The organism is Paenibacillus thalictri, from assembly GCF_004307995.1.
GTDB lineage: Bacteria > Bacillota > Bacilli > Paenibacillales > NBRC-103111 > Paenibacillus_AF > Paenibacillus_AF thalictri.
Genome location: NZ_SIRE01000005.1, coordinates 459,360 through 471,389, shown reverse-complemented (window position 1 = coordinate 471,389; position 12,030 = coordinate 459,360). Strand labels below are relative to the sequence as shown.

Sequence of the window (12,030 nt, the reverse complement as noted above, 5' to 3'; positions counted from 1 at the left end):
CGCTATCAGAATGTCCATGCCTTGCTCGAGTTCCAGCTCCTGAGCTTTTTGCGAGACGCCGCCTACAATCACGGCACTTCGCAGATTCGAAAAACGTGCGTAAGATTTAAAGTTGTCGGATATCTGAATCGCCAGCTCACGCGTAGGCGTCAGGATCAGCGAACGAATGACACGTTTGCCGCTCGGTCGTGCCTGCTGCTCGCTCAGCAGTTGGAAATGGGTAGCAAGAACGCCGCGGTCTTGCCGGTCCCCGTCTGAGCGCAGCCGAACAAATCTCGGCCCGCCAGCACTGGCGGAATTGCCTGCTCCTGTATAGGAGTGGGCTGTCTATAATTTTCCTTGGCCAGCGCTTTAAGAATGGGGGGAATCAATTTCAATTGTTCAAATGTCATAAAATCTCCTTTGTCATGCTGCCATCGATGCGGAAGTTTCACTTCTTGCATTATACACCAGATATGAGATGGACACTGCATTCTCTTAACGGCAATTTCTACTTATAATGTATAGACGGAACTCTTAAGAGCGGCACCTCGTCTTGGGCTCCCCTGTTTACCATAAAATTTGCGTCACTTATGGTACGGTTCACCTTAACGCTTGTAATGGTGGCATCCGAGGTTGGAAGCCCTTTTAAAGGGTAACAAGCACATTTCTGGTCAAGCAGCATTTGTTTATTTTCGCTGTAAAACGTTTTTTTATTTCCAAAAAGCCAACCTGCTCGTGATGCGGTTGGCTTTTTCTTTTGTATGCGGTTGGTTTCATTGTTTTTCCTGTGATTATCCGATGATGATGTTTATATTTGATTGAATGTCGGATCGCAAGAAAGCTTTTGCTTCTTCATGTCCTGTCAGCTTCAGTAGAAGCGGCTCATCTACATTGCCTGCAATGACCGTAAACGTTAGGAAAGGAGGGCATGTCCGCTCCATGCTTACCCATTCATTGATAAGCCGCAGTGTTTCCGTGTCTCCCGGGAAAGCATATTGGTACCCGTTTTCAAGCTCTGTGATGCCAAGTCTTCTCATTTCTAGCTCTCCCCAAAGGCGCAGCATAAGGCACATGCTCCTAATAACCCAAGACCGGCCAGCGCGTTTTTCATTTACATCACCTTCCAAGTTAAGTATACTTTTCATGATCATTGTTTTGCTGGAAGGCTTTGAAACGGGTGGCTCGCTTTCGGAACGTTGGGAACAGATGGCCAAACAGAAGCGGTCCCAACTTGAGGAACGAAAGAAGCAGTTGAATTCGATGATACAGATACTAGATAGCGGATTAAGCTGCAAATGCATGACGTGGTCGGAATGCCTGGAGAAGATAGAAAATAACGTTTCGTATTAGGAGAGAGTTTTTATGCTGCTGGCTATTATTATTTTTGTGCTAGCGGGTCTTGCTGAAATTGGCGGGGGATATTTGGTGTGGCTTTGGCTGCGGGAATCGAAGCCTCTTTGGTATGGGATTGTCGGCAGCATCATCCTGATTTTGTACGGCATCATTCCGACGCTCCAAAGCTTCCCAGCGTTCGGGCGCGTATACGCCGCATATGGCGGTGTATTTGTAATCCTCGCGGTGCTGTGGGGCTGGCTTATCGATAAAAAAACACCCGATATGTACGATTGGATAGGTGCCGCCATTTGCATAGTAGGTGTATCCGTCATGTTATGGGCACCTAGGAGTTAACAAGGGGTAGGCGTTTGTTCAGTAAAAAGCCGGCTAACATCGCCGGCCTTTTCTATATAAAAATTGCGTGGAAACGATGCGAAGCTATTCCTGTGCAGTCAAAATGACAGGCCCCGCTTTCGTAATGGCAATTGTATGTTCATACTGAGCGGATAACTTCCCGTCAGCGGTTCGCGCGGTCCAGCCGTCGTCATCGATCGTCATGCGATACGTTCCCGCGTTCAACATCGGCTCAATGGTAAAAACCATGCCTTCCTTAAGGCGGAATCCTTTACCCGGCGACCCGAAGTGCGGAAAACTAGGCTCCTCATGCATGCTTCTACCCACTCCATGGGCAAGCAAATCGCGCACGACGCCAAAACCGTTTTGCTCCGCATGTTGTTGAAGCGCATGGACAACATCGCCGATCCGGCTGCCGACGGTTGCCCGTTCGATACCGACGTACATGCACTCTTTCGCGACCCGCATCAACTTCTCGGCTTCCTCCGAGACGGAGCCGACCGCATAGCTCCATGCGGAATCGCCGACCCAACCGTTCAACTCCGCAACGATATCGATGGTGACGATGTCTCCCTGCCGCAGCGGCTTGTTGTTCGGGAACCCGTGCGCGATCACATCGTTCACGGAAGCGCACGTTGCATACCGGTAGCCATTGTAGCCCAAAGTGGGAGCCCTCCCCCCGGCTTTCGCGATGAGCCGCTCTACTTCGTCGTTAATCTCCTGCGTCGTCATGCCCGGACAAATCATTTCTGCCACTCTTTTGTGGCATGCCGCGACGAATTGCCCGGCTATTTTCATCTCTTCGATTTCCGCCGCCGATTTCAAAGTCACCATATTATCGGCTCCCTCCCGGCAAAATTCCCGCAAGCAAAGTTTCCGCAGCCTCATCGCCATCCATCTCTTCATGCTGATGATGAATATGCAATCCGGCATAGCCGACCAGCGAGCCAATCAGCATGTTGGCCGCCTTTTCCGGGCTTCGCTCGCCGGCGCATTCCCGCAATACCTCCGCCAGCGGCAAGATCAGCTCTTCGTGGAACCGCTCGGACAGCTCCCTATAGCGGCCGCCGGGCAGCTGGTGAAAATTTTCCGCCGACATTTTGTACAGGATGAACACCGCTAGATCCTCCGACCACTGGCGCAGCATGAGCACGATATAATTCCGCAGCCGTTCAGGCCAGGGTCCTCCGCCGCCCAAGGCGGTTTCCGTGACCGATTTCGCCTGTTCGAGAGCGCACCACAGCAAATCGTCAAACAATTCGTATTTATTTTTGTAATAATGATAAACCGTTCCGTAACCGAGTGCGGCTTGGGCCGCGACATCGCGCATCTCCATCGTTATGCCTTTATCGATATACACCTGCGCAGCCGCCCGCAGCATTTGCTGGATCCGGATCGCACGAATCTCTTCGTTCTGCTCCTTCGTTCGGGGAGACATGATCGAAAGTCCCTCCTTGTTTTGACCTACTGGAATGTCGAAATAAGAATACAATAATTTTCCTTTTCAGTCAACCCGAAGATGCATGGGCTCGTGTCGAAAGCCTTTTTGTTGCACGAAATGAAAAGAGGGTATCCCCTCAGCCATTTTTACGGCTTTTGGGACACCCTCATTGCGTTTTGCCGGCACCATTTATTGCCGCTTACAGGGCGGACTTGAAATAAAAACTAATCTTCAAGCCATTGCTCGGTAATGTGCTTGCCCAGCAGAAAAAATTTGCGGTCCGGGTACCACAGCGTCATGCGGCCCTGAAACTCGGTCAAGCTCGGGTATGTCGCGATTTCATTTGTCCCTTTCGGGCCAATCGCCAGCCCGTCGGTGTCGAGAAACATGCGCGGCTTGCCGAACCAGACAGGCTGATGCGCGCCTTCCACATAACGCCCCGCGGCCAAAAATGCAGGCCGGCGGTTAAACAGCGCGTCCTTCGGCGCATACGGCCCGATATGTCCGTCATTGTTATGGTACACCAGCACATAACGTCCGTCCGCCAACCTGTACACCGGGCACGAGGCGATAGGCTGGAGCAGCTTGTCTCCGCCGTCCCGGTCGCGGAGCGGTTCCGGATGCCGCCATGTCGTTCCGTCGTCGGTCGATACGGAGTACCAGATGTACCCGGTATAGGTGCGCATCACGCAAAACAACCGCCCATCCGGAAGCAACGTCAAGCTGGGTTCTTGGGCGACGGACAATTCGGGCCTTTGCGGGTAGCCGACCTCCAATCCGATTCCGTCCTCCGGCAGCCAAGTGACGCGCAGCTCATCCGGGTCGGGCCCTTCGTCGATGTTGTCGAACCGCATGAAGAGCGCGCGGGAATCTTTACTGTACCAGCCCTCCGGCGGTCCGGGATACACGGCGCGGCTGCTCCACTGGGTATATCCGGTTATCCAGCGCCCGCGGCTGTCGCGGATCGGCTTTTGCCAGGCGATCCAGCTGCGCGGCACGCGCGGATCGGGATGATCGTACCGATTGCGCGCCATTGGAATATCTTTCCCTGGCGTCCACGTCGCGCCGTCATCGTCGGAATATACGCAGCCCATCGTGCCGGTCGTCTGAGAATCGACATCATACACGCCAATGTCCTTCGTATAAAATACGTAAATCCGGCCTTGCCGGGAAACAACCGGAAATCCCCAGCTTGCTTGATTTCCCCGCTCGCCGCGCCTGGAACCGGCCACATAGGCGGGCTCGCTCCACTGCAATTGATCTTTGCTCCGCGCAACGACCAGATGGTTGTCCCCGTGCCCTTCAACTGAGCTTTGCGTCCACAATGCGAGCCAATCCCCGCCCGGACTTTGAAATACGAGAAAATGCTCGTTGTCGCCGGTGTATTCATCTTCCTGAGGAATGTAGACGGCCACGTCCGGGCGGCTACGCTTCCATTCTTCTTCACGGGATAATATGGACGGCTCGTTATTCATACCGCTCCCCCATCTCCTTGTCGGGCATCATTTGACGCCGATGCCGATTTCAAAATCGCCGCGTATGGCGTAAATCTCCGCGCTTATAAGTTCCACTTCAATATGCATATATTCCCCGCCTAGCTCCCCGGGTCTGCGGCCGGAGCTCCATCTTGGCTCGTGGAACAGCGCGTCGCCCGTAAAAGGGACGCTGTCCGCAAACGAGAAACCTTCCTTGGGAGCGCCTTGCGCATCCGATAACTGCACGCGTACGGTTCCAAAAGGAGCGCGCACGTTGAGCTTCAGCGTATCCCCCGAGAACCGGACGCAGCGTGTCATGATGCTGCCCTTCATGGCGTGGCTTTCCAGATAAAAGAAACCGTCGAGCCGCAGCGTATGCAGCATCAAACCAGCGTCGGCCATGTGCTGGTTCTGAAAATGCTCCGTCTTCGAGCCGCCCGAATAAAACCGGATCCGGTGCTCCGAATCGACCAGCATCGTGCTGACGTAAATACAGCCTCCCCCGTGTTCGCCGCGTTCATTGCGCGGAATAAACGGCCCGTGAAGCGCCTTGAAAAAGTTTCTCCCGTTAAAGCTGTACGCCAGCGAGCAGTCGATCGGACCGAAATCCTTATGATATTCGATTTCGCCGGGATAAGTATGAAAATGCCACAGCAAGCCGACGTACATCCGCTCATACTTGTAAACGGGCATCCCGTAAAACTGCACCATCGCCGGATCGGACGGCTCCGGATGAAGCACAACCGCGGGCTCCGTAAACCGGTGAAAATCGGTTGTTTCAATCAATGCAATTCGGCGGTCCCCATTATGGACACGTCGCGATAACGTATAACAGTCGTAATTCTCGTTATAAAAACAGGTGATCGGCGAGTCCAGCTTGATCTCGGGCAGGCCGGTTTCTTCGACGCTCCAGCGAATGCCATCGCGGGAAACCGCCATTTTCTGTTTGCGGTCATTTGCAAATAAATATTTCAGCCTGCGGTTTGGGTCTGTCTCGCGTGTGTCGTAAAATACCGGGCCGCCATCGCAATGTCCGGCCAGCCCGAATACTTGGTTGGACGCGTAACGTTTGCCGGAAAACGACACCGCGGCGCTTACATCCCTTTTCACCCAATGGATGCCGTCGGCGCTTTCGGCATACAGTAAGATTTGATTGCGCAGGTAGCGGTTTTTATGAAAGCGTACCGGATCGAAATCAACCGCCCCGCCGTACAGCGCTTTCCATAAGCCGTCGTCTTCATCCTGGAACACCAATGGAAAGTTCCATGTTCCTTCCGTCAGCCCATCCTCCAGCGTAGCTTCCTTGATCCATACAGGCTTCCCTGTCTTCCTAACCACGTTAAAGCTGGAGCACAACAGCCAGTCGTCCCAAAACAACATCGTTTCCATACGAACGCCCCGATTCGCCGGTTACATCCCGGCTGGATGATTTTTTTCGGGATATCGCACCGTAAACCGCTCCGCGTAATTCGCACGCCGCGGCAGGTTTGGCGATATCCCCGAATCCCGCTTGGCATGCCGTCATGATACCAACTACTTCTTGCGGTATTTGTAGCTTGGCGCGGATTTGTCCTTTTGCAGCCGGTTCACTTCCTCCGTTACTTTGTCGCCCCCTCCGGACTTCCATTTACCCGCCATTTCTTCAAACGTCTTATCAACGTCCACCTTGGTATCGAGCAGCATTTTGGTGTAGCCCTCCTCCAGCACCTGCCGGAGCTGGCTCGATTTTTCCTGTAAGGTCGGAATCGTCACATTGGGGCGCAAATAGTCGTACATGACGTATTTTTCATACGTATCGAGTTTTTTGATCATATATTCGGCAATTTCCTTGGACACGAATTTGGTATATTTCTCCGTGTCGCTGAACAGCCACTCCGGCTGCAGCAGCTCAAGCCCAACGTTTGTATTGTATTGCGGGTCCTTCTTATCGTCGGCAAAAGGGATCTTCACGCCGTTTTGCACGCTGTACGTCTTGCCTTCCACGCCGTATTGGATGTAATCAAAGCCGCCCGTAATTTGATATTCCAAATACCGCAGCGCCGCCTCGGGGTTTTTCGATTTACTCGAGATTTGATTCGTCCGGTTGATCGGCGTAGCGGGAAGCGTCAAACTCCATATGTTGCCTTGACGTTCAAGCGGGTCCAGGATCTCCGCTTTCATGCCGGGCATTACGGCAAATTGCCGGAAATCGCCGACATTGGTGACCAATACGCCAACTTTGCCGGCCTTGAATTTATCGATGCCCAGCGTCTTGCCGACAAGCAGATCGGGATCAAGCAGCCCTTGCTGGCGAAGATCCCTGAACGCCTTCAGCATATCCTTGGCCGCCGGTTGAATCAGCCCGTACTGCAGCTTGCCCGGATCGCCTGGAGCGGGGGACCAGCCTGGATTCACTCCGAACAGCGGCAGCGCGGCATAAAGGTTTGATACTTGATTGTCCTTGAAGGTCAAAGGAATTGTATCGTTTTGCCCGTTGCCATCCGGGTCTTTGTCCTTAAACGCCTTGAGCACTTCGACAAATTCGTCCCACGTTTTGGGCGGCTGAAGGCCCAGCTTGTCAAGCCAGTCTCTGCGGATGACGACCCCCGAGCCGCCGCGGTCCCTCATCCACGGAATTCCGTAAATTTTGCCGTCGGTCGGGTTTTTCATGTAACTCCATGTTTCGTCGCTGAATGAATCTTTAAGTTTGGGGAACTTTTTGAGCAGATCGTCCAGCGGCATAAACACGCCTTGATCGATCAGCGCGTTGTGCTCCGGATCATTGGGGCTAAACGTGTTGATGATATCCGGGATGTCTCCCCCCGCCAGCCTCACGCTAAGCTTTGTCTTGTAGTCGGCGCTGGGCGGCGTATCGTAAGTCACCTCGACGTTCGCCGCTTTCTCAACCAGCTTCTCCAGCTCAGAATCGGGATGGTAAATGTGTCCTGGATAAAGCGGCTTGATGACGGTAATTTTGGCCGGGGGTTGTACGGCGGTCGCTGTTTGCTCCTTGGAAGCCCCACTCGCAGCCGGCGCCTGTCCTCCTTGTCCGGCGCTGCAGCCGATCAGCGCCGCAGAGCTAAGCAGCGTGCCTGCAACCGCTGTCGCAATCTTTTTCTTCAAAGCGATAACCTCCTTTTTTTATGACGCAGATTGCCTTATCTGCACCCTCATGGTAGCGCTTCCCGAACCGTAAAGTAACAGGGCTGGTTTAATGTTTTACCGTGCTTTGTTCAGTTTAAAGGCGGCGCAGGAGCGATCACCGGGTGCAGCAGCGTTGCCATACAGCCGCCCTCCGCCCGGTTAGTCAACGAAATCCCGTAAGTTTCTCCGAATTTCAGCTTGAGCCGCCGGTCCACATTAAACAGGCCGACGCCGGCATGCTCGCCGCTTCCGTCTTGCCCAGCTTGCTCGGGCTGATGATGGGGCAACGGCTGCGGCAGACCGCTTGCGATACCCGGCCCGTTGTCGGCCACCGTGCAAACGATAGCTCCGCCGTCCTGCGTCCGGTACATGGAGACGATCATTTTACCCGTGCCCTCCTTTAATTTCTTCATGGCGTGTTTGATCGCGTTTTCCACAATCGGCTGCAGCGTCAGTTTCATAAAAGGCAGATGAAGGATGTTGGGCTGGATTTGGAACATCACCGAAAAAGCGTCATGATTGCGCTGCAGCTCGATGCTCAAATAGTTTTTCACATGCTCAAGCTCGCGTTCTACGGTTGTCAGTTCGTCGCCGTTGTTAATACTGAAGCGAAGCAGGTTGGACAGCGACGAAACCATGTCCGCGATATCGGGCACATCCGCTTTAACAGCCTTCCATTTGATCGTGTCCATCGTGTTGTACAAAAAATGCGGATTGATCTGATGGATCAAAGACCGGATTTCAAGCCGCCGCTTTTCCTCCTCGAACTGCTTGGTTTTGGCAATCAGCTCGCTCATCCCGGTAATCATGGAGTTATAGCCGCGCATCAGCTGGCCGATCTCGTCGGTTCGTTGGCCGTGTTCGCGGCAATAAGAAAGGTCGCCCAAATGAATCCGTTTCATATGCCGGACAAGCGTTCGGATGGGCACCGTAATTTTCCGCACAATAATCAGCAGCAGCACATTCATCACCACAATACCTGAAGCAACGAGCAGCCATGTAAAACGCTTAATATTTTCCACCGGCCCGGTTAACTCAGCGACGGGAATCAGCGCGACCAGGCGCCAATCGCCTTTGCCAAGCGAGGCGGACGCCGTGTAGTATTCGGTCTCCCCTATCTTGATGGCCTGGACGGGGCTTTCCGGTCCGGAAACCGGCGGAGGGAGATCAACCATCGGGGCATCGGGGGGATTTGTTTTGGAAGCGATGATCTGCCCCCTTTCATCAACCATGTAAAAGCTTAAATGACCCACCCGTTCGGGGATAATCAGCTGATTGGCAAGCAAAAAGCGGGGCAATCTTAAGGTCATCACCCCCAGCGTCTGCAGATGGGGAAAATCTCTGATCGCCCTGACATAGAGCAAATCGGTCGGAGTTTGGCCATTGACGGAATGCAGAAACCAGACGCCTTTGCCTTCGCTCTCCAGCGCGTTGAGAAACCACGGCTCCCGACCGTTTACGTGATTGGCATAGTTGGGGTACAGAAGCGGCTCTCTCGGATAAATGCTCATCTCATAATCGCTTCGCAGCTCATCGATCAGCGGATTCATCTGTCTTATAAAATCATATTCCTCAAGCAGCGATTGCGGCGGCGGACTGAGCAGCGCTTCCTTGATTTTGTTCGAAGCGATCACCTTCTCGGATTGCTGTACGATCCGCTCCATCAACGCGTTGACCCGCTCCGAGTTGTGCTGCAAATTATCAAGCAAAAAAGCGTTGGTTACCGTTTGGATTTGCTGATTCGACTTGTGAAAAGACAAATATCCCAACAGCATCGTTGGGATAGTGACAATCGAAACAAGCAATATGCCAAGCTTGGCGTACAGATTTAAATGAACTTTCACCTTGCCCCTCCCCTTATTTGCCGTAACGGAACTCCTTGGGAGACATGCCCGTACGCTTCTTAAAAATTTTCCCGAAATGCTGAAGATCCTGATATCCGATTTTGGCGGCGATTTCATATATTTTCAGACTTGACTCCCGCAGCAGCTTTTTGGCGTTGTCGATCTTCAAATCGATCATATAATCGGAGAAGTTCTGCCCGGTTTCCTTCTTGAATAAATGGCTCAGCCACACCGGGTGAATCGCCAGCCGCTCGGCCAGCCGATTTAAGGAAAGCTCCCCATGGCTTTCCTCGGCAATGATCGCCTTCGCCTGCTCGATAATCGCGTTGCTCATGACCGGCAAATCGGAAGCGATTTTGGACGATAAAGCGACATAATAGCCGGTCAGCTCTCGCTTGATTTCCTCCATCGTGGCGCATTGCTCGAGCTTTTCCCACAACGAAAGCGGGATTTGATCCATCTGAAAACCGGTTTTCTCGTTCAGCAGCGCCTGCACGGCAATAATCCAGTCCAGACAGCTTTGCGCCAGCTGCTTGCGATGCTGCACGTGGGTGAAGCGAACCATATTGTCGATCTTGCGCCCGACAACGGCCTCAATTCCTTCCGAGTCGCCGTTCATCAGCATGGATACGCAGTCGGCATCGGCGTCGCCGGACATGTTTTCCCCGCGTCCTTCGGATATGTCGCTGTAAAACAACAAAGGACTTCGGTTGGCAAACGCCCAACGCAAAGCCTGAATCGCCTGATCGTAGGCATCCGACAGCGATTGAAACGAAAACATCGTTGCGCTTGCCCCGAAAAATAGCTCTTGTCTTTGAAATTTCCGCACATTATCCCGGATATCTTCCATGATTTGTTCTGCATCAGGGTACGCGGTAATGACAATCCAGCGGTTATGCACATTTTTCAGCAAATAGGAAGGCGGGAAGCGCTGCAGCGTTTCCGCAGCTACGTTGCTTACGGCAAACAGCTGCAGCTCGACCTCCTTGTCACGCCCATGCGCATCGCCGTGCAGCCCGAAAGCGAACAGGCGGTACGGCGTTGTGGTAAGCCACGTCAAGTTCCATAACTGCAGCCGATGATAAATATGCTCCTGAAGGTGCGTTTTTTTGGTGCAGAAGCTTAAAATATACTGGTCCATCAGCACCTTCGTACCCATCCGGGAATGCTCGATTTGGTGCTGCAGCTCGCTGATCTTGCGGTCTTCCCCTTCGATCAGCTCCAACACGCCGGCGATTTTCTGAATAAACTCGGACTTGTCGAACGGCTTCAGCACGTAATCAAGCGCCCCCAGCCGAAGGCTTTGCTGCGCGTAAGCAAACTCGTTATAGCTGCTGATGACAATCGTTTTGGGAGAATAACCGGGGATGGTCCGCACTTCCTCCAGCAGCTCCAGCCCCGACATTCCCGGCAGCACAATGTCCGTTACGATAACGCGGGGTCGGATGGCTTGCAAAATCTCCCTCGCGTCTTCGGCGTTGCCGACCGCATAAATACGGCATGTGTCCGCAACAAGCTGCCGGAGGGCCAGGCAAATTCCCTCCAGCACTTCGGTTTCGTCTTCTACCAATAAAATGTCCATAACCGAACTCATTGATCGCGTCTACCCCTTTACGGCGCCCATGACGATTCCTTTGACAAAATACTTTTGCAAAAACGGATATACCAGCACAATCGGAACAGTCGCAAACATGATGGAAGCGGCCTGTACGTTAGCCGGCTCGATGTTCACATTGGTCGTGTCGGCGCTTGTCAAATCGTTGAAATTTTGATCAAATACGATGGTTTTCAGCAGCACTTGCAAAGGCCATTTGCTTGCATCGGTAATGTAAAAAACGCCTTTGAAAAATTCGTTCCAGTGCCCGACGCCGTAAAACAGCCCTACCGTGGCGATGACCGGCAGCGATAGCGGAATGACCACACGCGCCACCACCATCAGTTCCCCTGCGCCGTCCATTCTGGCTGACTCCTCGATTTCTTGAGGCAGATCCATGAAGAAATTTCTCATTAAGATCAGGTAGAAGGCATTCACCATGCCCGGAATGATCATTGCCCACAAGCTGTTGATCATGCCGAAGGCTTTGACGTTTAAGTAATTCGGCACAATTCCCGCATTAAACGTCATGATCACAACAACAATCAGCATAAACACCTTCAGGCCGGGTAAATATTTTTTGGAAAGAGCGTAAGCCGCCGTAATCGTAAACAGCAGATTCAGCAGGGTCCCCGCCACCGTAATTGTTACGGTGATGCCGAAGGAGCGGATCAGCGTCGGCGTGGCAAAGATGTAGCGGAACGCCTGAAGGGTCGGCTCTTTCGGATATAACATAAGACTGGAATGATATACCGCCTCCGAACCGCTAAGCGATACGGAAAATACATGAACGATAGGCGCTAACGTTATTATACACGCCCCCGTCAAAACGAGGAATATGATAAAGTCCCCGAAGGTCCAGGATGTTGCACGCATGCTTAC

Annotated in this window: 11 protein-coding genes and 1 pseudogene; 1 reads left to right on the top strand and 11 read right to left on the bottom strand. The window is 52.8% G+C overall.

The window, feature by feature from the left end; genetic code table 11:
* Both EYB31_RS08680 and EYB31_RS08675 read right to left on the bottom strand, forming a co-directional pair.
* Positions 1–392: pseudogene (locus EYB31_RS08680) on the bottom strand (DEAD/DEAH box helicase); the annotation flags it as partial.
* Positions 393–773: 381 nt separating this feature from the next.
* Entirely contained in the window at positions 774–1,133 is a 360-nt protein-coding gene (locus EYB31_RS08675; protein WP_240762212.1) for a hypothetical protein, read from the bottom strand.
* Between the two features lie 211 nt (positions 1,134–1,344).
* Between EYB31_RS08675 and EYB31_RS08665 the strand changes: the two genes are divergently transcribed.
* On the top strand, positions 1,345–1,671 hold the full coding sequence (locus EYB31_RS08665) for a YnfA family protein (protein WP_131012884.1): 327 nt from the start codon (positions 1,345–1,347) through the stop codon (positions 1,669–1,671).
* 84 nt (positions 1,672–1,755) lie between these two features.
* Here EYB31_RS08665 and map read toward each other — a convergent pair whose 3' ends face one another.
* From map to EYB31_RS08620, 9 genes are all read right to left on the bottom strand, one after another.
* Positions 1,756–2,505 (bottom strand): type I methionyl aminopeptidase, encoded by a 750-nt coding sequence (gene map, locus EYB31_RS08660; protein WP_131012883.1) that lies wholly within the window; start codon positions 2,503–2,505, stop codon positions 1,756–1,758.
* A 1-nt stretch (position 2,506) separates the two neighbouring features.
* Positions 2,507–3,109, bottom strand: coding sequence for a TetR/AcrR family transcriptional regulator (locus EYB31_RS08655; RefSeq protein ID WP_131012882.1), 603 nt, complete (start codon positions 3,107–3,109; stop codon positions 2,507–2,509).
* A gap of 227 nt (positions 3,110–3,336) precedes the next feature.
* The gene (locus tag EYB31_RS08650) at positions 3,337–4,587 is read right to left on the bottom strand and encodes a sialidase family protein (protein WP_131012881.1); all 1,251 of its coding nucleotides are present in this window, start codon (positions 4,585–4,587) and stop codon (positions 3,337–3,339) included.
* Positions 4,588–4,614: 27 nt separating this feature from the next.
* A complete protein-coding gene (locus EYB31_RS08645; protein ID WP_131012880.1) occupies positions 4,615–5,976 on the bottom strand; it encodes a hypothetical protein in 1,362 nt (453 codons plus the stop codon).
* Entirely contained in the window at positions 5,927–6,112 is a 186-nt protein-coding gene (locus EYB31_RS08640) for a hypothetical protein (RefSeq protein WP_131012879.1), read from the bottom strand. The genes EYB31_RS08645 and EYB31_RS08640 overlap by 50 nt, the downstream gene beginning before the upstream one ends.
* Before the next feature lie 8 nt (positions 6,113–6,120).
* Positions 6,121–7,689: an extracellular solute-binding protein gene (locus EYB31_RS08635; protein WP_165452307.1), complete on the bottom strand. Its 1,569-nt coding sequence runs from the start codon at positions 7,687–7,689 to the stop codon at positions 6,121–6,123.
* A gap of 110 nt (positions 7,690–7,799) precedes the next feature.
* Entirely contained in the window at positions 7,800–9,554 is a 1,755-nt protein-coding gene (locus EYB31_RS08630) for a cache domain-containing sensor histidine kinase (protein ID WP_165452306.1), read from the bottom strand.
* A 13-nt stretch (positions 9,555–9,567) separates the two neighbouring features.
* Complete coding sequence (locus EYB31_RS08625; protein ID WP_131012876.1) at positions 9,568–11,148, bottom strand: response regulator; 1,581 nt, start codon at positions 11,146–11,148, stop codon at positions 9,568–9,570.
* 9 nt (positions 11,149–11,157) lie between these two features.
* Entirely contained in the window at positions 11,158–12,024 is an 867-nt protein-coding gene (locus EYB31_RS08620; RefSeq protein ID WP_131012875.1) for a carbohydrate ABC transporter permease, read from the bottom strand.
* Between the last annotated feature and the right edge of the window lie 6 nt (positions 12,025–12,030).